19 protein-coding genes are annotated in these 26228 nt (G+C 40.5%); all 19 read left to right on the plus strand.

Going from position 1 to position 26228, the window contains the following annotated elements:
- The first annotated feature begins 29 nt into the window (after positions 1–29).
- The 19 genes from HP398_RS18645 to HP398_RS18735 all read left to right on the plus strand — a co-directional run bounded on the left by HP398_RS18645 (position 30) and on the right by HP398_RS18735 (position 26072).
- Positions 30–1094 (plus strand): Gfo/Idh/MocA family protein, encoded by a 1065-nt coding sequence (locus tag HP398_RS18645; RefSeq protein ID WP_173623347.1) that lies wholly within the window; start codon positions 30–32, stop codon positions 1092–1094.
- Positions 1075–2208 (plus strand): DegT/DnrJ/EryC1/StrS family aminotransferase, encoded by a 1134-nt coding sequence (locus HP398_RS18650; RefSeq protein WP_069850942.1) that lies wholly within the window; start codon positions 1075–1077, stop codon positions 2206–2208. The genes HP398_RS18645 and HP398_RS18650 overlap by 20 nt, the downstream gene beginning before the upstream one ends.
- Positions 2205–3548 (plus strand): nucleotide sugar dehydrogenase, encoded by a 1344-nt coding sequence (locus HP398_RS18655; RefSeq protein WP_173623348.1) that lies wholly within the window; start codon positions 2205–2207, stop codon positions 3546–3548. The genes HP398_RS18650 and HP398_RS18655 overlap by 4 nt, the downstream gene beginning before the upstream one ends.
- 13 nt (positions 3549–3561) lie before the next feature.
- Positions 3562–4659, plus strand: coding sequence for a non-hydrolyzing UDP-N-acetylglucosamine 2-epimerase (gene wecB, locus HP398_RS18660; protein WP_017252317.1), 1098 nt, complete (start codon positions 3562–3564; stop codon positions 4657–4659).
- A complete protein-coding gene (locus HP398_RS18665) occupies positions 4659–5456 on the plus strand; it encodes an ABC transporter permease (protein WP_017252316.1) in 798 nt (265 codons plus the stop codon). The genes wecB and HP398_RS18665 overlap by 1 nt, the downstream gene beginning before the upstream one ends.
- The gene (locus HP398_RS18670; RefSeq protein WP_173623349.1) at positions 5449–7302 is read left to right on the plus strand and encodes an ABC transporter ATP-binding protein; all 1854 of its coding nucleotides are present in this window, start codon (positions 5449–5451) and stop codon (positions 7300–7302) included. The genes HP398_RS18665 and HP398_RS18670 overlap by 8 nt, the downstream gene beginning before the upstream one ends.
- The gene (locus HP398_RS18675; protein ID WP_173623350.1) at positions 7274–10309 is read left to right on the plus strand and encodes a glycosyltransferase; all 3036 of its coding nucleotides are present in this window, start codon (positions 7274–7276) and stop codon (positions 10307–10309) included. The genes HP398_RS18670 and HP398_RS18675 overlap by 29 nt, the downstream gene beginning before the upstream one ends.
- Before the next feature lie 48 nt (positions 10310–10357).
- Positions 10358–11833, plus strand: a complete 1476-nt coding sequence (locus HP398_RS18680) for a hypothetical protein (RefSeq protein ID WP_173623351.1) — start codon at positions 10358–10360, stop codon at positions 11831–11833.
- A gap of 13 nt (positions 11834–11846) precedes the next feature.
- Entirely contained in the window at positions 11847–13070 is a 1224-nt protein-coding gene (locus HP398_RS18685) for a glycosyltransferase (RefSeq protein WP_371736761.1), read from the plus strand.
- Positions 13071–13083: 13 nt separating this feature from the next.
- Positions 13084–14982: an asparagine synthase (glutamine-hydrolyzing) gene (asnB, locus tag HP398_RS18690; RefSeq protein WP_017252311.1), complete on the plus strand. Its 1899-nt coding sequence runs from the start codon at positions 13084–13086 to the stop codon at positions 14980–14982.
- Positions 14983–15002: 20 nt separating this feature from the next.
- Positions 15003–16901, plus strand: a complete 1899-nt coding sequence (asnB, locus tag HP398_RS18695; protein ID WP_017252310.1) for an asparagine synthase (glutamine-hydrolyzing) — start codon at positions 15003–15005, stop codon at positions 16899–16901.
- Positions 16902–16972: 71 nt separating this feature from the next.
- On the plus strand, positions 16973–18181 hold the full coding sequence (locus HP398_RS18700) for a glycosyltransferase (protein ID WP_217368754.1): 1209 nt from the start codon (positions 16973–16975) through the stop codon (positions 18179–18181).
- Positions 18159–19385: a glycosyltransferase family 4 protein gene (locus HP398_RS18705; protein WP_173623352.1), complete on the plus strand. Its 1227-nt coding sequence runs from the start codon at positions 18159–18161 to the stop codon at positions 19383–19385. Before HP398_RS18700 ends, HP398_RS18705 begins: the two co-directional genes overlap by 23 nt.
- A 24-nt stretch (positions 19386–19409) precedes the next feature.
- A complete protein-coding gene (locus HP398_RS18710) occupies positions 19410–20165 on the plus strand; it encodes an acyltransferase (RefSeq protein WP_173623353.1) in 756 nt (251 codons plus the stop codon).
- Between the two features lie 91 nt (positions 20166–20256).
- Positions 20257–21618 (plus strand): sugar transferase, encoded by a 1362-nt coding sequence (locus HP398_RS18715; protein ID WP_017252306.1) that lies wholly within the window; start codon positions 20257–20259, stop codon positions 21616–21618.
- A 20-nt stretch (positions 21619–21638) separates the two neighbouring features.
- On the plus strand, positions 21639–22580 hold the full coding sequence (locus HP398_RS18720; protein ID WP_371736762.1) for an SDR family oxidoreductase: 942 nt from the start codon (positions 21639–21641) through the stop codon (positions 22578–22580).
- Between the two features lie 449 nt (positions 22581–23029).
- Positions 23030–23980: an accessory Sec system S-layer assembly protein gene (locus tag HP398_RS18725; protein ID WP_173623354.1), complete on the plus strand. Its 951-nt coding sequence runs from the start codon at positions 23030–23032 to the stop codon at positions 23978–23980.
- Between the two features lie 93 nt (positions 23981–24073).
- Positions 24074–25036, plus strand: a complete 963-nt coding sequence (locus HP398_RS18730; protein ID WP_173623355.1) for an SLAP domain-containing protein — start codon at positions 24074–24076, stop codon at positions 25034–25036.
- A gap of 40 nt (positions 25037–25076) precedes the next feature.
- Complete coding sequence (locus HP398_RS18735; protein ID WP_173623356.1) at positions 25077–26072, plus strand: SLAP domain-containing protein; 996 nt, start codon at positions 25077–25079, stop codon at positions 26070–26072.
- Positions 26073–26228 lie beyond the last annotated feature (156 nt).

The raw sequence follows: 26228 nt of genomic DNA on the forward strand, positions 1-26228 counted from the left end.
TACAAGAAGAAAAGAATGGAGATAGAATCATGATACATTTCGCCATAGTAGGCTGCGGCCACATTTCAAAGAAACACATTGAGGCGATCGAAAATGTCGAAAACGCGAAACTTGTAGCAGTTTGTGATACGTCAGTTGAGAGATTGCAGGAGACTTGTGAAAAATATCAAGTGAATGGGTACAAAGATTTAGATGAAATGCTGGATAAACAGTCAGAAATAGATGTTGTATGCATCTGTGTACCAAGTGGGCTGCATGCAAAATTGGCAATTCAAGCGGCTAAGGCTAAAAAGCATCTGATCGTAGAGAAACCAATCGCATTGACTATTCAGGATGCGGAAGCGATTGTACAAGCATGTAAGGACAACGGAGTAAAACTATCTGTCGTGCATCCAAATCGATTTAGACCTGCCATTATGGCTCTTAAGAAAGCAATGACAACCGGCCAATTTGGAAAGATAAGTCACGCTAATGCAACGTTACGGTGGAATCGTAACCAAGCCTATTACGATCAAGCAGCTTGGCGTGGAACGAAGGAAATGGACGGCGGAGTTTTAATGAACCAAGCTATACATAATTTAGATTTACTATTGTGGTTAATGGGGCCGGTGGAAGAAGTACAAGGATACTCTGCAACACGTCTTAGAAATATAGAAGCTGAAGATGTTGCAGCCGCAACAGTTCGATTCCAAAATGGGGCATTGGGGATCATCGAGGCTGCGGCTACCATATTCCCAAAGAACTTCGAAGAGTCCCTCAGTATTTTTGGTGAGAGCGGAACAGCTGTTGTATCTGGAACTACAGCTAACTGGATCAAGCATTGGGAATTTGAGTCTCTTCCAAAGCAACATGCAGAAGCGCTCATTCAAGAGGTTGAACAAGATCCATACGGTACCCCTGGGCAGGAAGAAATCATTAGAGACATGGTTGAGGCAATTCGGAGTGATCGGGACCCGGTTGTAAGTGGAGTAGATGGGCTAGAGGCTTTAAAGCTTGTATTAGCAATCTATAAATCAGCGGAATTAGGAAAGCCAGTTAAATTAAATGAACGAGTAGAAGAGGAGAATCGTCAATATGAATACAACCACTCATAAGGTACCATTGCTTGATTTGGTAAAGCAATATAGAAGCATCGAAGCTGAGATAAAAGCAGCTGTTGATGATGTATTATCGAGTGGCAATTATATTATGGGTAAGCATGTTGCTGACTTTGAGCAAAAGATGGCAGATTACTGTAACGTAAAATGCGCTATCGGAGTTGCAAATGGTACTGATGCATTGCTTCTCGTACTTGATGCACTTGGAATAGGACCAGGTGACGAGGTTATTACTACACCGTTCACCTTCTTTGCATCTGCGGAAGTGGTTTCTCAACTAGGTGCTAAACCGGTATTTATTGATATCGATCCAAAAACATATAATTTTGATGTAAGCAAGCTGGAGGCAGCAATAACGCCAAATACGAAGGCAATCATTCCGGTACATATTTTTGGACAACCTGTAGATATGGACGAAGTATTGGCATTGGCTAAAAAATACAATTTATACGTTGTCGAAGATGCGTGTCAAGCAATTGGCTCAAAATACAAGGAGCAAAAAATCGGTTCATTGGGTGTCGCCGGTTGTTTTTCATTCTTTCCAACGAAAAATTTGGGGGGATATGGAGACGGCGGTATGGTCGTAACAAATGATGAAGAACTGGCCAAAAAAATAAAAATTCTACGCGCACATGGTAGCAATCCTAAATACTATCACTCCATGATTGGTTACAACAGTCGATTGGATAGTCTGCAAGCTGCAATGCTGAACGTAAAGCTTGCTTATATTGATCAGTGGAATGCAGCTCGTAGACAAAAAGCAGCTGTTTATAACGAGGCACTGAAAGATTTGCCTATACAGGTTCCTTTTGAAAAAGAGAACCGCTATGCAGTTTATCATTTGTACATTATTCAAACCGACCTTCGTGATGAACTAATGGCCTTCTTGCAAGAGAAAGGTATTTCTTCTGGTGTCTACTATCCTGTCCCACTGCATTTGCAAGAAGTATATAAAGATTTAGGCTGCGATAGAGAAAGCCTGATTGAGTCTGAAAAAGCCGCAAAGGGTACTATGGCTTTGCCACTTTATCCAGAAATGACTGAGGAAGAGCAACAGTACGTAATTTCTGTTGTGAGAGAATTTTTCGAGATGAGAGGAGCAACTTCATGAGTACCATGCTAGAGAATACGATATCTCCCTTAGCCGAAAAACTGATTAGAAAATTTGAAGAAAGAACAGCAGTCATCGGTGTGGTAGGATTGGGCTATGTTGGTTTGCCTCTGGCAGTAGAGAAAGCAAAAGCTGGGTTTCAAGTAATTGGATTTGATGTACAATCTGATAAAGTCGATATGGTTAATAAAGGAATTAATTATATCGGGGATGTACTGAACGAAGACCTTTTGTCTACTGTAAAAGCAAAAAAGTTGAACGCTACTGCCGATTATTCTTTTATCCATCATGTAGACGCGGTGGCAATATGCGTACCGACTCCTTTAGATAAGTATCATCAACCAGACACGAGCTATGTTAGCTCTTCGGCACGAGAAATAGCCAACCATTTGAAGCCTGGTATGCTTGTTGTGCTTGAGAGTACTACTTATCCAGGGACAACTGAGGAACTAGTAAAGCCAATTCTTGAAGAATCGGGTTTAAAATGTGGAGTGGATTTCTTTTTAGCATATTCACCGGAGCGGGTAGACCCAGGAAACAAACACTATAACACAAAAAATACTCCTAAGGTCGTTGGGGGTGTTACAACCGAATGCGCAAGAGTTGCTGCTACTATGTACCAGACTGTACTTGAGGGAGAAATACATGTCGTATCATCTCCAGCAGTAGCTGAAATGGAAAAAATTTACGAAAATACATTTCGTCATATTAACATTGCCCTTGCAAATGAAATGGCGGTACTTTGTAACAAAATGGGGATAGACGTATGGGAAGTAATTGATGCGGCAAAAACAAAGCCTTATGGTTTCATGCCATTCTATCCTGGGCCTGGTTTGGGAGGACACTGCATCCCTATCGATCCATTCTATCTTACTTGGAAGGCTCGTGAGTATAACTACCATACTCGTCTTATTGAGCTCGCAGGCGAAATTAACAATGCGATGCCAGAGTTTGTAGTAAATCGAGTAATGAAGATTTTAAATCAAGAGCGAAAATCATTAAGTGGTTCTACGATTTTAATACTCGGTGTAGCTTATAAAAAAGATATAGATGATTATCGGGAATCACCCGTTCTTTCTATTATTTCACATTTAGAGTCACAGGGGGCAACTTGTATCGTAGTTGACCCAAACATTCCAGTATTCAAACATGAGGGTAACAAAAAAGAAACAGTTCGTTTGACAGATGAAGTGCTGGAGCAATCTGATATTGTATTGTTAACAACAGAGCATACAGCATTTGATTATCAATTAATCTCTGAAAAAGCAAAGATCATTTTTGATACGAGAGACGGAATGAAAGACAAAGAAAAAATTCAGGGAAAATATTACCGATTATAGGTAGGAGCTAAATATGAAGATTGTAACGATTGTTGGGGCTCGACCGCAGTTTATTAAGGCAGCTGCGGTTTCTCGGGCAGTATTAACCCAAAAGCAAAATAATCCTCGAATTTCTGAAGTGATCGTTCATACAGGACAACATTATGATCGAAACATGAGCGAAGTATTCTTTGAGCAACTCGATATTCCTGTTCCGCATTATCATCTTGGGATCGGTTCATCAGCTCATGGTCAGCAAACCGGCCAAATGTTAGCAGAAATTGAAAAGGTACTTTTGGAAGAAAAGCCGGATTGGGTTCTCGTATATGGAGATACAAATTCTACCCTTGCTGGCGCATTGGCTGCATCTAAGCTCCATATTCCTGTTGCCCATGTGGAGGCGGGGCTCCGAAGCTACAATCGACATATGCCAGAAGAAGTAAATCGTGTACTAACCGATCATGTTTCCAATTTGCTTTTTTGTCCAACATCCCACTCTGTTGATAATCTCCATAAGGAAGGTATCAATGAAGGGGTACATGTCGTCGGTGATGTTATGTACGATTGTATGAAGCATTATCTTGCCAAATTAGATAATGAGCGAACTACAATTTTGGAATCGTATGGTTTGGAAGCGAACCAATTTGCACTGGCAACTGTTCATCGGGCTGAAAATACGAATGACAGAGGCAGGCTAACGGAAATTTTTGAAGCGTTCGGTACGATTGCACAAGATATCCGTGTGCTCGTTTCGTTGCATCCAAGGACTCGTAAATACTTGGATGAATACGGAATTAAGGTGAATCCGAATATATTGCTCATCGAGCCAGTTTCATATTTAGAAATGATTGAATTAGAAAGCAACGCAGCAATTATTCTCACTGATAGCGGCGGTGTTCAAAAAGAAGCATATTTCGTACAAAGACCTTGTATTACGATGCGTGATGAAACCGAATGGGTAGAGACAGTAAATGCGGGGGCAAACGTATTAACTGGTGCTCAATCAAACTCAATCGTTGAGGCTTATAATCGTTACAAGGAAGCAGCTTTTACGATAAATGAAGTCCCTAAAGTATACGGTGACGGAGATGCTGCTGAACAAATAATCCGTTTACTAGTTGGTGGAGCATAGTGAAAATACTACTTGAGCCATTTACATTTCTTTATAAATATCGAAAGCTGTTGTGGCAGACTACGAAAAGCGACATCAGGACCAAGTATGCTGGTTCTTTGCTAGGGTTAGTGTGGCTGTTTTTGTACCCGTTACTGCTTTTGGGTGCATACGCAGCAGTGTACATATTTATTTTCAAGGTCAAATTTCAACTTTTTAACTCTAATGAATACGTGTTGCTTATTTTTTGTGGTTTAATTCCGTTTATTGGGTTTTCAGAAGCCCTAGGAAATGGAGTAAGCAGTGTCGTTTCCAATTCGAGTTTAATTAAAAATACAATGTTTCCGATTGAGCTAGTTCCGGTAAAAGCAGTTCTTGTTTCACAAACCACCCAAGTGGCAGGAACGATATTGCTATTAATCGGTTTGCTGTCATTTGGGAAGTGGACGGCATTGTTGCCGTTATTTGTATTTGTATGGGTCTTTCAAATTCTATTTACATTAGGGCTTATTTGGATTCTTTCTAGTGTTAATGTGTACGCAAGGGATCTACAAAGTATCACTGGCGTGCTCATACTCTTTTTGATGATGATTAGTCCGATTGCTTATACGGTAGATATGATTCCCGAGTATTTGCGACCGTTTTTAAGTTTGAATCCCATTTACTATTTAACAGTATCCAATCAGAACATTCTCATGCTTGGCAAATTGCCTCCAACTTCAACGTTTGTTACATTAGCGTGCTTTTCTCTTGCTACTTTTGTTCTTGGCTACTGGTTCTTTAAGAAAATGAAGCGGGTGTTTATAGACAATGTCTAATCATGCCATTAAGATTGCTAACCTAGGAAAACTATATCGATTGTATTCCAAACCTATCGATAAGGTTCTTGATGTGTTTGGTCTTAATTTTTGGCGCAAAGATTATTACCAAGAGTTTTGGGCATTGCGGGATCTTAGCGTAGAAATAAAAAAAGGGGAGAGAATTGGATTAATTGGTCGGAATGGTGCTGGAAAAAGCACCCTTTTGAAAACGATTATAGGAAATGTCACACCGACAGAAGGAACACTTGAGGTAAAAGGCAATATTCAAGCCCTTATGGAATTAGGAACGGGATTTCATCCTGAATTTACGGGCCGCCAAAACATAAAGGCGGCTTTATCTTATTTAGGATTGTCTGATAAACAAATCCAAGAAAAAGAAGAAGAAATTATTGACTTCTCTGAGCTTGAAGAATTCATTGATCAGCCAATCAAGACATATTCGGCAGGTATGTATGCAAGACTAGCTTTTTCTACTGCCACATCTATTGAGCCAGAAATTTTGATTATTGACGAGGTATTGGGAGCTGGAGACGCTTACTTTGCAGGAAAATGCGTGGAGCGGATGCAGAAACTAACTGCTCAATCAGGAGCAACAGTTCTATTTGTCAGCCACGATTTAAACAGTGTACTACAGTTGTGTGATCGGGTAATCTGGATCGATCGTGGTCGTATACGACAAGACGGAAAGCCGCTTGAGGTGATTAAAAATTACAACGCAATGATTCGCAAGGAAGAAGAAATACGTCTTCGGGCAAGGGACTTGAAGATACAGAAGAAGCAGGCTGCCTTGCTTGAAAGTATGGATGATCTATTTCAATCCGTGTTGTTCCATTTTGTAGGTGAAAACGGGAAACCACCAAAAGGTTCTTGTCGAGTTTATCAAATCAAGCTTCTTTCTGGTACAGAAGAAATTGGGACAATTGATGTAGGTGGGCCCATGGATAATTCACCTGATCAAATGCACTACATAATGGATACAAAAGGATACATGGATTGGGGACCATCATTAAGAGATGCGAATGGTTATTACCGAGAGTATAAAAATCTCGGCGGGAAATATTGTCACGCACCTTTTGAGTATAAGGTTCCGAAGGTTTACCTGCAAAATCTACAGGAACTGAGCTTACAAGTGACGGCACAGGTTGCTGGTGAAAATGTGAATCTTGAAGTGTTCGATGGCATTGAATACAGACAGCTAGGCGCATTAATTGCTGGTGAGTTTACAACATATGAATTTATTGTTCCACCACAGTTTTTGATGAATGAGGAAATGGCGAAAACAGGGTTGGAAGATAAAGGGATATCAATGAAGGAAAATGAGGAAGAAGAAGTACGAGAGAGTGAAGTCTTACGTATAGCAGAACTCTCTGAATACGGTAGTAAAGAAGCGAGAATTGTATCTGTTCGGATGCTAAATGAGTCACTTCATGAAGCAAAAATATTTGAAACTAGGAAACCTGTTCAGGTAGTTATTGAATATGAATCGAATATAGAAATGGTCAACCCAGTGTTTGTGTTTTGTATATATATGTCTGATGGAAAAGTTGCCAGTCAGTGGATTGCCGATACAAAAGAAAGCGGGATTGCTACATTGCCGAGAAAAGGAGCATTCTCTTTTGATGTAGATGAACTTTTAATTGGCCGAGGAAAATATGTAGCGAGCGCAGCTATTTTTAAAACACTCACGAAAAGCGGTGTGGAAGCTGAAAGTTATCATGTGCTAGATCGCAGTATACATTTTGAGATTGTACAATCGCTTGAAGATAATATTGAGAAGGGGCTTTGTTTACAGCCATTTGGGGTGAAGTTATCGGATGCAAAACGACAACCAACAGTACTATAAGCAGGCTGAAATTTGGAGTGATACACCAGATTTGTATCAGCGCCAAGTATTACACGATATCCTTAACATGATTCCCTCAGATGTGGAAAGCATTCTCGACCTGGGGTGTGGAGACGGGAAGATAACCAATCATCTTCCCGTCCATATTCATGTTGTGGGAGTAGATATAAGTGAAGAGGCTCTAAAATACGTAAAAAGAGATACGGTAGTTAGCTCCATTACAGAGTTGCCTTTTCCAGATAACTCGTTTGATTTGGTCATGTCCAATGATGTATTTGAACATTTGACAGAGGAAGAGTTTGCTCAGGGCCTTCTAGAAATGAAACGGGTGGCTAAAAAGTACATTCTATTAACGGTGCCACACAGTGAGCAGCTTGCTGCGAATGAAACGAAATGTAGTAACTGCGGGGAAGTCTACCATATTCATTGGCATCAACGGAATTTCGATAAAAAGAAAATAGTAGATTTATTTTCATTAATCGATTGGAAGGCAAGAGAAATTCGTTACAGTGGCGCCTCAACATTGCCTCCACACGATCCAAGCATACAGGTAAAGCAAGGATTAGGGATCTTCCATTATTGGGATGGAGCAGTATGTCCAAACTGCCAGTCAAAAGAGCAACATATTCCCGATCAAGAGGCTACCCAAATACTGCCGTATTTCGATGCTATCAGGCATGAGAAATGGTTTGATGGGATCGAGACTACTTGTATACAAGATAGAAGTGAACTAATTGCACTCTATCAGTATCCTTATTTGGAAGAAGCTCCATTTAAAGAAGTACCTTCCATTACAGAACAAGAAGATAGCATCCATCGAGTACAGTTTGCTAATCATTTGCAAGCAGTTAGTCCTGATTTTACAGTTGGTTCAGTGTGGGCAAGGTTTCGTTTACCTGAAACAACCAAGATAGTTGAAAATGGTATTACAAATCAAAGCGATAAAACTACTGAAGTACCAATCCGTATGTCAGTCGTATCTAAAGCTGGTGATAAACTAGTAATAAAGGCGTCAGGTTCCTCTAATAGCGATCGGGTAGAATTGTATGCCATCGATGGAATTACTGGATTACCCACTTTATTATTCGCTTCGTCAGTAGAAGAGCAAGATCAAACATTTGAAGTCCCGATAAATAGTTCCTGGAATGCTGATAAATTTGGATTACCCTTATCCCTCTATTTGTATGGGAAGGTTATTGTCAATAGTTTAGAGTATATTGCCCCAAAAACTGGTTGTGTACAACCCTTTCTTCAGTTGAGCAGGGGGTTAAATATATTATCTTCAAATGATGAACCTTACCAAGTGTCTTGGAGCCTATGGACGGACCACGAAGGATTATGGCCAAAGCCGATGTGGTTCAAACATGATGGAGTAGAGTATGTCCCTGAAAAAGAGATTTCCTGGATCGATTTGATAAAGAAGACGTCGGAAGCGAAGAAGCTTTATAACAATAGAATCGATTATCTCAACGAGTTATTAAATAGAAATGAAAATAACCGTTCTCTTGCTGAATCAGCATTGGTACTAGCGCAGAAGCAACTAGATACTATTGAAGCAGAACGACAATTGGAAAGTCAACAAAACCTGTTGGTATTAGAAGAAAATAAGTTAATCAAACAAGGCATGGTGCAAGTCAGCGAACAGTTTGAGAGTTTGCAAAATGAAGTGAAAGTTCTAGAAGGAAAGCATAAAATTTTGACTGAAGAACTGGAGATTACTGCTGACAGATGTGCGCAGGTTGAGCTTGATTATAAAGAGGCTTTACCCGCTGCTACTTTATGGACCAAAAATCTCAATCGAAAAGTGAAAAGAGTTTTGGTACTCAGTCACATGTTCCCACATCCTGATCAAAAGGTTAGCGGACCATTTATTCATGAACAAGTAAAAGCATTGAGAGAGTATGAAGGAATTGATGCCAGAGTCATTTCATGTAGGCCATTCTGGATGAACGGAATCAACATAAAAAGTTTATGGAGAGCGAATCAAGTATATCCGCAAGTTCTTGCTGACACGAAGTGGGAGGAATACGACGGAGTCCCAGTATTATACCCGCCTTATCGAGTGGGGTCACCATTCATTCCGTTCCGCTTTCATGCTTGGTCTTACAGTCAAGCCGTTTTAGGAGTGATCGAGAATGTATGGAAAGACTTCAAGTTTGATTTGATACACGCTCATACAGCCTATTTAGATGGCACTGCTGCGTCTAGTGTTGCGGAAAAATATCAAGTTCCACTTATTCTCACAGAGCATACAGGCCCATTCAGTAATTTAACAAAAAATGCTTTAATTAAACAACTAACTTTACGGTCGATTGGACGTGCAGATCAGGTCTATTGCGTTAGTGAATCGTTGATGAATGAAGTGAAGAGCTACTTCTCAGATAAGAATGTACTGGACAAAATCAAAACACTGTATAACGGGGTATCTATTGATGACTTCTATGTTGATCCTGCTTTTTCGGTAAATACCCAAGCATTACGTTTTACGTATGTTGGTTACTTGGAAGAGGTAAAAGATCCCTACACACTAGTGAAGGCGTTTGCTAAAGTTCATCAGGCATTACCTGAGGCGACTTTAAAAATTGTTGGAGATGGCACAATAGGAGCTCAAGTAAGGGAATTGATTCAAACGTTGGGATTGGAACAATGTTGTTTTGTCTTAGGGCTTCAATCAAGGCAAGAAGTTTCACGTATTTTACGAGAAGAAACAGATGTTTTTGTTTTGCCTAGCAAAGCGGAAACATTTGGAGTAGTGCTTATCGAAGCTATGGCTTCAGGGAAGCCTGTAGTCGCGACTCGATGTGGAGGACCGGAGAGTATCGTTACAGAGTCGTTTTTAGGAGAGCTTTGTGAGAAAGAAGATCCGCTAAGCTTGGCCGAAGCTATGATTACTGTAGGGTGCAATATTGAAAAATATGCATCAGAGGATATTCGGAAGCACGCAGTTAATCGTTTTAGCTATAACTACTTAGCATATAAATTGACGGACATTTATCAAAACACTTAATAACATCACGGGAGACTATAATTGATGAATATGTGTAATCCACGTACTATGAAATGGGTTTATGTTGTACTTGCCTTTTTTCTTTTACTTGGTAACGTTTATTTTCCTTCAAGAGCAATAGCAATAGAATCAACAGAAAAACTTGTCAAGAATATCGAATGGACTCCAAAATCAACAGTAATTGATGTGAATAAAAGAGTTAATCTTTTTCCAATAGAAAATACAATATCAAAAGAACAATTGGTTTATCAGATGTGGGTCAAGGTTCCTAATGAAGACTGGGAATTAGTTCAGCCATACGGGAAATTACCCTTGATAGATTTTGCATTCACAAAAACCGGGGAAAATTATATTCAGATTGATATCAAGGATCTAAAACATCCAGAGAATGTCCAGCACTGGGTTCAGCAGTTTAATGTTGTAGAGCCGATCAAAGATATGGAATTGGTAGAGGGAATTAGCTGGGCACCGTTTTACGTTGAAAAAAAGGTTAATGAACCTATCGACTTTATTATCAAAGAGGGCAAATTTCAACTGAGTGATCTTGAATTTCAATTATGGGGCAAGTATGGCGAAGAAGATTGGAAAGTAATTACTCCCTATCAGGCATCCCTTGCTACTGGTTACCGATTTCCTAAAGAAGGTATCTATTCACTGCAAGTTGATGTCAGACACAAAAAACATCCAAACTACAGACAACAGGTATGGGTTGGCCAATTTTTTGTATCTAATATAGAGCGTGAAGCAAACTCAGATTATTTGATCAGGCGTTTACTCTCTAACTATCCCTCTCCTGCACAGAACGCCGGGCAAATTTCAGAGTCATTAATCTATGAACTGAATTTAGCTATTCATATGTTAATGTGGGAATACCATAAGGTCCCTCTTATGGATAGAGTGGATAAAATGAGGAATTTACCGGGGATTGTTATTGGTAGCGTAAGTAATGACTCAATTGTTGGCTTGAAAATTGGCACTGAATCTAGAGAGGTAGATTTAAGCGCTAACAAATTAATGAGTGATGATCAGCTTCTTTCTATTTCATTGAAACAGTATCCAAATGTAAAGAAAGTATTAGATGATGTTCGAAATTTACCAGATGATATTCAGTTCTTATCGGTCTTAACCTATCTATACTCTGTTAATTATATGTATAGTCAGGTTCCAGAATCAGATTTAAGACCAAGAATTCCCTTGTACAGTTTGACAGCGCACTGTTTAAATCTCGCAAGTGAAATGCATGACATTTTAAGACTATTGAATTATAACGTCAGGTATCAAAGTATAAATTATTTCGAAGACGCATTTCATGCTGTCATCGAGGTGAAGGTCGGATCACAAATAATTACACTGGATCCTACCGTTGGTTTGTTATTCCAAGATAGCTTAACTAGTCTTAAAAGCAGTTCAAAAGCTACCCCGATCGTATTTCCACAAGTGCGGGACTTAAATTTTCTTTGGTCTCCAGGGTACAGAACAAACATAAAATCTATTAATATTGAAGAGGCTTACGGAAACTGGTAGAGGGTGGATTGAAGTGAAAATAGTAATGATAACCCCAGATAGTTACATGATTGATCGAAGGATCCTGCTGGAAGCGAAAACCATGGTAAATGCAGGCCACTCTGTTACATTGTTGGCTGGATTTGAATGTGAAAAAGAAGAACACTACAATTGGGAAGGCATTGAAATTCATCGTTATCAGTACGATTGGGATGACGAGCGCTTAAAGAAGATTCGATCCTATCTTCCCAATAACGATAGAGTGAAAATGTTCGTAAACAAGGCATTTATGAAGATTGCTAGATCAATTCTGGAGATTGATCCTTTTGATCAATTCATGCTTACCAAACTGCTGGAGCTTGATGCTGACGTTTATCATGTTCACGACTTGCCGTGTTTAAAAGTAGGTGTGCATGCAGCTGCAAGAAAAGGGGTTCCATTGGTGTATGATGCACATGAACTCTACTATGCCCAAGAGGTCCTACCAAAGACACTGCAGCGTAAGTACTATGAGTTGGAGAAGAAATATATTCAACAACCGACGGTATCGATTACTGTAAATCCATTTATAGCTCAACTTATGGAAGAACGTTATCAGGTGAAAAGACCGGAAGTAATTATGAATTGTACGGAAAAGCCAGTTAACTTCAATCCTGATAAATCAAGGACCCTTCTTTGTGAAAAGAGTGGGATTCCCGAAGACTGGAATATTGTCCTTTATCAAGGATGGATTTCCCCTGAGCGGAATCTTGAAACCATTGTCCGAGGAGTGCGTTTCTTCCCAGAAAAAACAGCATTGGCGATTATCGGGTATGGCGAATACGAAAAAGTTTTGAGAGAAGTGGCGATTCAGGAAAATATTCAGGATCGTATTTTCTTTTTGGGAAAAGTTCCAAGTGAGGAAATGCTTCATTTTTCTGCTGGGGCCGACATAGGTATCATTCCTTATCGCCCGATTGATGACAACCACTTATACTGCTCACCGAACAAATTGTTTGAATATGTTTTAGCTGGGGTTCCGATTATTGCAGATGATTTGCCGTTTTTTAACTTGATGCAGGAAAAGTACGGATTTATTCAAGTTACAAACATGGGGTCTTCTTCTGCCTTTGGACAAACCGTATGCGAGATGCTTAAGGATGTAGATAGGAAAAACGATTTGAAAGCGAAATGCAATGCAGCTGCGACTGAATTAAACTGGGAAGTTGAAGGACAGAAGCTCCTTCATATATACAACACTAAAGTATTCAAGAATTAGGAGTGTTCAGGACATGTGCGGTATTGCAGGAATCCTATCAAATAGGGGTGCGTTTGATGAGATTAAGCATCAGGGGCGAAATATGCTCGATGCTATTGCTCATCGTGGTCCCGATGGTTTTGACGAATGGATGTCCCCGGAGAATCGGCTCTGGATTGGGCACCGCCGTTTAGCTATTATCGATCCAGAGGGTGGGAAACAGCCACTTTCAAATGAAGATGGAACCGTTTGGATTACCTTTAATGGGTGTATTTATAATTACATGGAATTAGCACAGAATCTTCGAAGCAAAGGACATCGTTTCCGTACGTATTCGGATACAGAAGTCATTGTGCACGCTTATGAAGAGTTCGGGATTGATTGTCTTAAATATTTTATTGGGATGTTTTCCTTTGCGATTTGGGATGATCGTAAGAAGCTGCTCTTTTGCGCAAGGGATCGCATGGGTGTAAAACCTTTTTACTACTGGCACCAGAATGAAACCTTTATGTTCGCTTCGGAAATTAAGGCGCTACTCTCTACAGGTCAAGTCACTCGAAATGTTGACCAACATTCTTTGGAAGAGTACCTTGTTTTTCAAACCGTGCTGGGAGAAAAAACATTGTTTGATAAGGTTAAAAAACTTCCTCCAGGTCATTACATGCTAGTGGATCCACAAGCGGGGATCCAGAAAATCGAAAAATACTGGGATTTGAATTTTGATATCGATTATGAACACACGGAAGAGTATTTCACTGATCGGCTCAAAGTACTGATCGATGACGCAGTGAAAATTCGCTTGCGTTCTGATGTAAGCTTGGGTGCTCATCTGTCAGGTGGTCTAGATTCTAGTACGGTAGTTAGCTTGGCCTCAATGTTAAATGTGACGGGGAGCTCATTAAATACATTCACGGGTGCCTTTGAAGAAGGTGAAAGATTTGATGAGACTCGCTATGCAAAGTTAGTAGCACAGCAGACTGGAGCAACGTATAACGAAATATATCCTTCATCAGCAGATTTTATGGAAACTCTTCCTAAAATCATTCGTTTCATGGATGAACCGGCTGCAGGTCCTGGCGTTTTCCCACAATTCATGGTTTCAAAATTGGCTTCTGAACATGTGAAAGTTGTGCTGGGCGGCCAAGGCGGCGACGAAATCTTCGCTGGGTATACTCGCTATTTGGTTGGGTATTTAGAAGAATGTCTAAAAGGTGCAATTATGGAGACCCAGCATCGCGGAGAATACGCGGCTACCTTAGCTTCCATTATTCCTAGTCTGCCAATGCTACAGCAATACGTACCAATGCTTAAATATTTTTGGGCCGATGGATTGTTTAGCTCCCAAGATGAAAGATATTTCAGGTTAATGGATCGTTCTGGGGACACGAAAGCGATTTACAGTAGTGATCTATTTTCTCATTCAGATCGTGTAGTGAATGAGTTCGGTTTAATATTTAATGGTTCTAATGCTGCTTCATTTTTGAATAAAATGCTTTACTTTGATATGAAGGTCCATTTGCCTGCACTTCTACACGTTGAAGATCGTACTAGCATGGCATGGGGGCTGGAATCCCGTGTGCCTTTGTTAGACCATCGCATTGCTGAACTGATGGCTTCCATTCCTCCTGCTATTAAATTTAAGGGTGGACAGCCTAAATACTTATTCAAGAAAGTAATCAAAAACCATATTCCTGATGAGGTATTTAATAGAAAAGATAAAATGGGCTTCCCAGTGCCTCTTAACCTCTGGTATAAAGATGCGCTGTTGCCATTTGTTCGTGAGATACTGCTTGATAAAAAAGCTCGCGAGCGCGGAATCTTTCAAACAGATGCATTGGAGAAGGCAATATCCAATGAAAAGGATTTCGGTCGTGTAACGTGGGGAGCGTTATGTTTGGAGCTTTGGTTCAAAACTTTCATTGATGGGCAATAGTTAATAAGGAGCTTAATAACATGTGCGGCTTTGTAGGTATGTTTCACTTTAACAGACAGCCCGTAGACCCTCAGTTGCTTTCGAAAATGCGAGATTCAATGATCCATCGAGGACCTGACGACGAAGGGATTTATACGTCTGGTCCTGTTGGATTGGGATTTCGAAGGTTAAGTATTATTGATTTGGCTGGCGGACACCAACCGATGGCTAACCATGATCAAACAATGTGGCTTGTTTTTAACGGGGAGATTTATAATTATCAGGAATTGCAGGGAATGCTGCGCCGAAAAGGACGCAACTTCAAAACGGAAAGTGATTCTGAGGTTATACTACATCTCTATGAGCTTTATGGTGAAGAGTGCGTTGCATATCTTAATGGAATGTTCAGTTTTGTCATCTGGGATGAACGAAGACAGCGAATCTTTGCTGCTCGAGATCGGATTGGGATCAAACCGTTCTATTACTATTTGGACGATGAGCGGTTAATCGTTGCCTCAGAAATAAAAGCGATCATTGAAGATAGAACAGTCAAGAGACAACCAAATTACGAAGCCATATTAGATTACCTTCAATACATGTATGTGCTTGGAGATAAGACGTTTTTTAAAGGGATTAAAAAATTAATGCCAGGACATACACTAAGTAGTGATCTCTCGGGCAATTCCAAAATAAAGCAGTATTGGGATGTATCGTTTCGACACGATCATACGCTTACAGAGGAAACAGCTAGTGAGATGATTCTAGGAACATTGCGCGATTCGGTAAAAATCCATTTGCGAAGTGATGTACCACTTGGATGCCATCTGAGTGGAGGAATAGACTCGAGTGCGATTACTTGTTTATCTAGAGAGCTACTTGGTGACCAGCATACGTTAAAAACCTTTTCAGGCAAGTTTGCGGAAGACCCCTTCTATGACGAAACAAAATATGCAAAAGCAGTAGCAGAGCATGCGAAGACTAACTATTTGGAAGTAGTGCCACAGGGGTTAACATTTCCTGATGTAATGGATAGAATGACATGGGTTATGGATGAGCCAGCTGTTGGTCCGGGGTTATTTCCTCAATATTTCGTATCAAAACTAGCAAGTGAGCATGTGAAAGTTGTTTTGGGTGGACAAGGGGGAGATGAACTATTTGGTGGCTACCCACGATATTTTTTAACCACTGGGACAATGGCAGCTACCGATCTTGTAACTCCTGGTACTTCGTCACCAAGGACTTCTTCTAGATTTAACAAGATACATTTCTTGCTCAATTATTTAAAACGTAGAGGCATCAGAATGACCATTAACAAAGCTCTTCAATACTTATCGGTTCGTTCTAGCTCACCAGAAGAAAAGTGGAAACACTTCAGTACCTCTATGGCTTTAGATGTATCATTATTAGGTAGTGAGGTTTTATCTACCTACCACTCATACGATAGTGATGTAGAGTTTTTTAAATATGTAAACAGTGATAACGCTGAGGAGCTATTCGACAAGCTTCTTTACCATGATTTTAAAACTTACTTACCTGCATTGTTGCAAGTAGAGGATCGTACAAGTATGGCGGTCTCCATTGAATCGCGTGTTCCAATGCTTGACTACAGACTTGTAGAATTGGCTGCTAAAATCCCTCCGGGGCTCAAAGTCAAGATGGGTGACCCTAAGTATATTTTGAAGGATGCAGTCAGAAATGTTATCCCTAAAGAGGTTCTAGAGAGAACAGACAAAAAGGGATTTCCTACCCCCATTAACTATTGGTTTAAAAATGAACTCAGAAATTATTTAAATGAGTCATTGTTAGATAAAAGATCGTTAGACCGTGGGATGTTTCAACCTAAACAACTTCAAGAAGCATTGAACAAGAAAGAAGACAACAGCTGGGAGCTTTGGGCTTTGTTAAATGTAGAGCTTTGGTTTAAGAAGTTTATTGACTAAGATTGAGACTTAGGTACCGTGGAGGTGTCACTTACGATTTGCGCAAGGGAAATTCAGAGATTGATATTTGTATGATCGTCAGTAACACTGTTACTCCAGATCCGCGTGTACGGAAAGAGGCTGCTTCTTTGGCTGCTTCCGATTATAAGGTGAAAATTATAGGACTTCGACTGAACAAGGATGATAAGCCAAAGGAGCGATTCTCGCCTGGTTATGAAGTGGAGCGGGCTAATGTATCATTTCTCACACAGAAAGTAAGGAGAAAGATTGACCAGTTCATGACTGGTGACTCCACATTGAAAAAGAAGCTGGGATTTCCATTAAAGGTATTACTTAAGGCTTATCAAATGGTATGGCTTTCCATGAAAACATTTGGGACAAAAGCGACGGTCTATCATGCCCATGACCTTGATACTCTCCCTATTGCTTTTATTGCGAGTTTCATCCATCGCTCAAAGCTTGTCTATGACTCCCATGAACTATATACGGAACAAAAGCAAGGAACATCTGCAGTAATAAAACGATGTCTACAAATCGTAGAAGGTATGTTAATCAAGAGAGCAGACCGTATAATAACAGTCAATGGTTCGATTGCAGAAGAGTTACAAAAGCGATACAACGTTGCGCTGCCATTGTCTCTGAAGAATTACGTTAGTCAGAATATGACCCCTGTGAAAACAATCACGAGAGGGACAATTCGTGAAGTATCCGTATTGTATCACGGTGGATTCATGCCGGATCGCGGGTTAGAAGAAATGATTCAAAGTGTAGAATATTGGCCAGATGATTGCAAGCTTTTCATTCGGGGCTTTGGTTCTATTGAGAATGAACTGAGGCAACTTGTGGCTGATTTAAAGCTCACGGAGAAAATTACTTTTTTAGAACCTGTAACGATGGAACAACTGACAGAGGGAGCTGCGTTTGCAGACATCGGAATAATTCCCTACAAACCGACATGCTTAAATAACTATTACAGCTTACCAAATAAATTGTCCGAGTATATTATGGCTGGACTTGCTGTATGCGCCAGTGATTTGCCAGAAATTCGCAAGTTGAATGATCAGGTTCACTTTGGAGAATTGTTTGATCCCGAAGATCCCAAAAGCATTGCGGAGGCAATTAGAAAAATGGTAAGTGAAAGAGAGTACCTCCTACAATACCGGGAAAACGCTTGGGAGTGGGCAAGAATGGAAGGTAATTGGGAAGAAGAAAGTAAGAAGCTGTTATTTCTCTATGCTAACTTGTTAGGTGAAAATCATGAAAAGCATTTGGATTGTTAATCAATATAGTGTTACTCCTGAATATCCAGCTAGTACTCGACACTATGAGTTGGCGAAGTACCTGGGTAAACAGTACAAGGTTACTCTCTGGGGGAGTAATTTCATCCATCACAATAAGCAATTTCGGTTTTCCAGATGGACCCTAGCAAAGAAGCAGTTCATGGAGGGGTTCTGTTTTCTGTGGTTAGGATCAATTGCATACAAAGACAACGGACCTTTTCGTATGATCAATATGTTGTTGTATGCATGTTGGTTTTGGGTTGTTGGACTTTTTCAACGTGACAAGCCTGATGTCATTATAGGTTCATCCCCCCCTTTATTTACTGCTTTTTCAGCAATGCTTGTAGCGAAGATCAGAAAAGCAGTTTTTATTCTTGAAATAAGAGATCTTTGGCCAGACTCACTTGTCGATATTACAGGTAAAGATGATACATTCGTCATTAAGATATTGCGATGGATGGAAAGAGTGCTGTATCAAAAAGCTGACAAAATCGTTGTGCTTACTGAGGGAATCAGCAGTAGAATCCAGCAAAAAGGAATTAGGGCAGACAAGATTTTTTTCCTGCCGAATGGCATTGATCTTGAAAACGTGTCCATGCCTGAAGATTGCTCCGTGCAAAGAAATACGATTAGGGAACAAATGGGGATAGGGCAACATGATTTCGTCTTTATGTACGCAGGAGCACATGGTCCGGCAAATGATCTTATGCAGATAATTGAAGCAGCCAAACTATTGCGTAAAGAAAGTAACATAAAGATCGTGTTAATGGGTGAAGGTGTAGAGAAGGGGAAACTTCAGCAGAAAGTTATGGAATATGGATTAGACAATAACGTACTGTTTCTCCCAGCTGTTTCGAAAGCGTACGTTCAGAAATATCTCTCGTGTGCCGACGCATTCATTATTTGTTTAAAAGACGTTCCATTGTTTGAAGGGGCATTACCCAATAAACTATTTGACTATCTTATGCATGACAAACCAATCATAACAACGGTTAGGGGAGAGATAGAAGCCTTTTTAAAGCGAAATCACTTAGGCATCTATGGGAACATGAAAGAAGATGGCTCAGACTTTTTACCTACAGTGATTTATAATCTTGCTCAAGGCAACATGTATCCGTTGGTATGTTTGGGCAAGGAGATTGTTGAGCAATATTTCTCACGAGAAATGCAAGCAAAAGAACTGGTCGCAATTATAGAAAGGTAAGTCTTATTTGGAGGGATCGTACGTATGAATCTACACATCAGCGGTCAGGCTACTGTAGGAGAGAATGTTACATTCGGATTCAACTGTATAGTGGAAGAGGATGTTGTCATCGGTAATAATGTGACGATCGGTCATAACGTTATCATTTACAAAGGCACGAAAATCGGCGAAGGATGCCAAATACATGACAATGTTGTAATTGGAAAAAAACCTATGCGTGCTGCGAGATCGATCTTAAAGGCGCAATCAGATCATCCACCAACTGTGATCGGAAATCGTTGTACAATTGGAACCAGTGCGATTGTTTACGTGAATGCGCAACTGGCAGATGAAGTATTCGTGGCTGATCTTGCTACTATTCGTGAAAAGGTAACAATAGGCACCCAAACGATTATCGGCCGTGGAGTGGCTATAGAAAACGAATGTAGCGTAGGCGCATATTGCAAGATTGAGACAAATGCATACATCACTGCTTTTTCTACGATTGAAGACTATGTGTTTGTTGCACCTGGTGTTGTAACAAGTAATGATAATTATATTGGACGTACGGAAAAAAGATTTTCTGCTTTTAAAGGGTGTACAATTCGAAAAGGCGGCAGGGTAGGAGCAAATGCCACTCTGTTACCTGGACTGATTGTGGAGGAAGATGGAGTCATTGGGGCAGGAAGCGTGGCAACTAAACAGGTAGTCTCTGGGAAGATTGTTGTCGGTAATCCAGCAAAGCCGTTAAGAGATGTGGAAGAAGACCAACTCTTAATAAATCAGCCTAAAAAATCCTAAGAATCGACATAGACATATGAATGTGTGATGTTTGGAAAACAGTAAGTATGTTAAAATACCTCTAGCAATTGATATTGTTAGGGGTTTTTTTATGTTTAATATATTGGATAGACGCATTGATAAGTTTATTTTGTTAACGGTCGACTTGTTCATCATTTTTTTAACATATGTTCTGGCTTTTTTCTTGAGGTATGAAAATATTACAGCCAGAAACTGGGAATCGTTTCTGGCGCTTGCACCTTGGATTCTTTTGATTAGCTTGTTTTTTCTAACAGTCTATGAGCTTTATACATTAAATAGAAAAAGCATATGGGATGTTGTCAGAAGTATTTTCGTTGCGACTACATTCATTACGTTCTTAACAATGGCTGCTTCTTTTATTTTTCGTGAGTTTGCGCTGCCGAGATCTGTCATAGTAATTTCTTATTTTCTTATGATTGGATTACTGTCAGGATGGAAATTTATTTATTCGAAATGTAAACGTGATTATAAAGCAGGTACAACATTGCTAATTGGTTCACAGGTTGAATTTGCAAAGATCGACATGTCATTCCTCGGCGCTATAAAGTGGAAACACGTTCAGCCTGATCAAAGCCTAGAAGAAATCATTGCACAAATGAATAAGGTAGATTCCGTCATAATAACCCCAGAATTATTGGAAGAAAAGAAAGCCCAGATCATTTACCAAGCTATGAAACAGAATAAGATCGTATATGTTGTTCCATCCTTATATGATTTGCTGCTTTCTAAATCGATTATCACATCACTTGATGACACGATGGTCCTAGCAGTCAAGCCATTTGGTCTTCCTGCTGACCAGCGATTGATCAAGCGGGTTTTTGATATGATTTTCTCTTTTCTTTTTTTGGTGCTCTTATCCCCAATTTTTCTTTTCGTGAGTTTTCTGATCAAGTTTGAGGAGCCAAAAGGAAGGATCATTTTCAAGCAAAATAGAATCGGTCAGCATGGAAATGAATTTCATATTTATAAATTCCGCTCAATGATAGAAGATGCAGAAGTACATACGGGACCAATCATCGCTAAGCAAAACGATTCTCGAATTACACGGGTCGGAAGGTTATTGAGACTAACCAGAATTGATGAACTGCCTCAATTGTTTAATGTACTCATAGGTGATATGTCACTTGTGGGTCCAAGGCCGGAGAGAGAATATTTTACTAAGCAGTTTGTCCAACAGTTCGAGTCCTATGAATACCGACATGTTGTAAAACCTGGAATTACGGGATATGCCCAAGTTATGGGGAAGTACACGACGGATGTTGAGGATAAGCTGCGATATGACTTGCATTATATTAGAAACTACTCTCTTCTGCTAGATATAATCATTATGTTACGTACGATCATTGTCTTGCTTGATAAAACCAAAGCAGAAGGACGAGAAAAGCCTGCAAAGGTTAAAAAAGGTGACAGTAAATTTCCTGTTAATTATTGAGAAGATAGAAGCCGTCACAAATGCGTGAAGAGGAGACTTTAATGAAAGTACTCGTAACTGGAGGGGCAGGTTTTATAGGTTCCCATATTGTAGATGAATTAATTGAGTGTGGACATCACGTTGTCGTGTTGGACAATTTATCCGTAGGGAATAAGGGGAATCTCACTAGGAACGTTCGAATCATTGAACAAGATATTAGAGATGATTTGCATCCGCTCTTTTCTAGAGAAAAGTTTGACATTGTAATACATCAGGCTGGGCAAGTTAGCGTACCTAATTCTTTAAGAGACCCCATTACGGATCTTCAGGTCAATTTAACAGGGCTACTCAATCTTTTAGAAGCAGCTCGAAAGCATCAAGTAAGAAAAGTAATATTTGCTTCGACAGCTGCTGTATACGGAATGCCTATCGAATTGCCTATCAAAGAGAGTCATCCGCTGAAGCCAGTTTCTCCGTACGGCTTAACGAAAAAGACATCAGAAGAATACTTGAGGATGTATCATGAACTTTATGGTATCGATTTTACTATTTTACGATATGCCAATGTTTATGGCCCAAGGCAGTCTTCAAATGGAGAAAACGGTGTCGTCTCTATTTTCACTGATTTATTCAGCAGAGGAGAATCACCGATTATTTATGGAGATGGGAGCACCACGCGTGATTTTGTGTTTGTAAAGGATATCGCTAGAGCAAATGTACTTGCACTGCAAGCAGGAGATGGAGAAATCTTTAATGTTTCCACAGGAGTTTCTACAAGCTTAAACGAGCTGTACAACCTGTTTAACAATTTATTAAGTGGACAGGGAGCACCTGTTTATGTAGATTCAAGATTAGGTGACATTAATCATTCTGTTTTATCTAATTCTCACATTATGGATAAATTAGGGTGGGGGCCTAAAACAAGTTTAACTGATGGCATTCGAGAGACGTTGGATTGGAAACTACAATTAGCGATTAGGTAATCCTCCGTTTATGTTAACAGAAAACGTGGTAATCAAATCTGAAGGTCCAGCCAGTAACAGGCAGGTCCTTTATTTTTTTGTATGTATATTGTTTATCCCCATAATAGAAAAAAGACCAACTGAGCTGGTCAGTTGGCAAATGGTGCTTCCCCAAGTTATTTGTTTAGACACTTATATTCTAGCAATATTGAATAATATTGTAAACTTTAACATCTTATAGGTGTCGAGCTATGAAGTAAGGATATCTTTCCATTCCTTGACACCATCTGCTTCATACGGGTATCCTAACATAACTACTATTACGAATGGCTCTGTTCTATGGTTGCACAAGACGTATATTTGCTGTTTGTAATGCCAAGTTTTCTATGTTGCAAAAGGATGTCACTATGCTATAGTGGATGACGAATGCAAACTGTATATAGATGTAGAGAAAAGTTGGGAGCGACGATATGTTATCCTTCTTGAAGAATTTAATGGGGAATAAACCAACAGCGAAAGAGGTACAAGAGCAGGTTCAGGAGGAATCGATCTTGTCCGCTTCTGATACCGCACAGTCACATCAAGAAGAAAGCCAGGTACAGGATGCATCTTCTGGCGTCATCACAACGCTCTCCTTGCATGAATCATGGGAAGATAAGCTTAGTCAACAGGAGAAGTATTCGCTCTCCTTTATGGCTCAAGAACTGACTCCATTGCAGGCGGGAAATATCTCTCTGGCAGGGACTGCTCTTGTTCCACATGATGAAGGGATTGAAGTGACAGCGTTCATCCGGAACAGTTCTGATGAACCTGTGCAGCTGAATGAGACGACACTGGTGGTACTGTTCGGTGATCAGGAGTTGTTTACCCGCCAGACATTTGATCTGAGCGAGATCGGGGAAATTCCACCACGTTCCGCAAGACCGTGGTCGTTTGTATTTGATAGAGAACACTTCCTGAAAGTGGATGTTCTTCTGGCAAATTGGAAAATTGCTTTTGAATTGGCCGAGAAGAAAATGGTTCTGCCACACCAATTGGAGTTAGAGGAATCCTGGATTAAGGCGCTATCTGAAGAACAGAAAACTTACTTGATTCAGTTAGCCAAGAATCTTCCTACATTAAAAGAGGGAGAGGTCAATATCCAGAGTGTACAGCTTGGGCGTTCGTCAGAAGGCGATATTCATGTCATGCTTCTGATACGCAATGGTTCTGCGCAGCAGACCCTTTCCCTGGAAAAATTGCCGTTGGCGCTGTTTGATGCCAGTGGAGATAAAGTGGCAGAAGGCTTATTTGAACTGGACGGCTTGACTGTAAATGCAAATACCAGCAAGCCATGGGTGTTTATTTTTCCGCCGTCAAGCATCCTAAAGGAAGCACCAGATTTGTCGCGTTGGAAAGTGAGCGTACCCCAAGGAGCTTGATTTTTTGAGTGGCCAATTTGCATGGGCTAGTCTAAAAAGTTTATGATGATAAGAGAAGCTTCGTTCGTGCCCGGACGTGTGAGGAGGTATCATATGTTTTCTTTTATGAAGAATTTGTTAGGTAAAGATCAACAAAAGCGCTCCCTGGAGGATCTGAAAAAGGAGATTCAGGAAGAGTCGACAATTGATTTAGCTTCCATGACTAGCAACGAAGTCGAAATGGATAGCAATGGTGGACCAGAAAAGTCTGCTACGAAGGCTGAGAAAATTCGAACTGAGCTATCGTTGAGCCCGATATGGGAAAGTGAGCTGGATTCGGAGAAAAAGTATACCCTCCGCTTTTTGCAAGCAGAATTGCCTGAGATGGTACCAGGCATGATTAGCGTAACAGGCTTCAGTATGATTCCACAGCCAAACGGAATGACTGTCGCTATGTTTTTCCGCAACGCCACAAATAAACCTGTGCGTATTAAAAACGTAGGATTAGCGATTTATCTGGACGACAAGCCTTTTGCGCGGATGAGAGTGGATTTGTCAGATATGGAGGCTATTCCACCGCATTCCAGCCGTCCATGGGAGGTTTTGTTCCCGGAAGAAAGCTATTTGCATGACAATTTCACCTTTAGCCGTTGGAAAGTGGTCATGAAGGCCGGCAGAAATTCACATGTTTGGCCTCGTACACTGGAGCTTGATCCTGAAATGGAGAAGCGCATGACTGATCGTCAAAAGGATCGTTTGGAAGCATTGACACAGTCTTTGCCGTTAGTTCCTATTAATACGGTGGAAGTAACGGGTTTTGACATCCGAAAGACCGAGGAAGGGAACCTGGTGGTAGCCATGCTTTTCCGAAATGGTCTCAACCATGATTACCGTCCGGAAAAACTCAAATTTACGATTTCGGATTCGGATGGAGATGTAGTTGCGACAGGTTCTCTGGATGCAAGCTCCATTCGTGTAAAGCCTGGAAACAGCCGTCCGTGGCTGATTGTATTCCCACCTAAATTTGTGAAAAAGCCTGATGCCGACCTGAAAAGATGGGCGCTTTCTGTAGAGTAGATCGCACATTTTTTAGGGATGGGAAAGAGGAGGTTGCTATATGAGTTGGTTATTGGAAAATTGGTTTGGTTCCAAAGAGAGCTTGGAGCAAGTACGCGAAGATATTCATGAGAATCTTCATAGAGAGTTTTATCTGGGTGTATCTGGACTGGATAATCCGCAACAATCTGCGAACCGTGTGGACTCGAAGGAACTGTTTTTGGTGATGAATGGTCCTTGGGAAAATCAATTGGATGACGCTGAGCAGGAGCTATTGCAATACGCGCATGATGAAATGCCTCCGGTTGTTCGTAACGAAGTCGGTATTATTCCGTTCTTTACGCAGGTTACCAATGATGGTTATCTGGTTCTTGTCTACATTCGCAATGCGACAGACCGCAGTGTTTTGCTACAAAAGCTTCCGTTGACTTTGGTTACGGAGGACGGAGAAGAGGTCGCGAAAAAAACGTTTGACCTGATTGCCTCAGGACCAGTAGGAGAAATGTCCAGTCGCCCGATGGAATTTATGTTCCGCTGGGATGAGTTCGACCGTATCCCTGAAAAAGAAATACCTCTGATGCTGACTTTTATCAAGCCTAAAAAGCACGGAGTAGAGGATAACCAAAATTATAACTGGGGTCTGAGTGCAGATGAGTCGGAGCAGTATTTGCAACAGGCTGAAGAGAAGAACCCCATTGCAGAGGGCGAAGTAGATTTGCAAGTCCTCGATATCAAGCCTGGTGAAGATAACGGCTTGAAAGTTATCGTTGCTTTCCGTAACGGATTAGGAAAACGTCTGGAGTTTACCGAAGTGCCAATTATTGTTCATGATAAAGCTGGCGATACGGTAGCACGCGTACACTTCACGTTGGAAAACATGAAGGTAGAAGCGAACAGCCATCGCGTGTGGGCGTTCGATATTCCTTCCTCTTCCTTTAAAAAAGAAGCGGTAAATATTGCGGAACTGACTGCCTTTATTCCGAAAGCGCAACAACGAAAAAAAGAAAAAGCTCAGGTAGCACCTGAAGTAGAAGACAATAAAGGTTTGTTACAGTAAGGAGAAAACCCTTTTTGCCGATGGTGAAAAGGGTTTTCTTCTGTGAGAATGTCCCAAATATTGGAGGATGAGGGTTGCATGTCCCCCTTTTCATCCGCTATGCTAAAGACCAGATTACAAATACCTGAATTCCTTTTAGACTGCTACTTTTGCAGG

Origin of the sequence: Brevibacillus sp. HB1.4B (genome assembly GCF_013284285.1) — a bacterium.
Taxonomy (GTDB): domain Bacteria; phylum Bacillota; class Bacilli; order Brevibacillales; family Brevibacillaceae; genus Brevibacillus; species Brevibacillus porteri.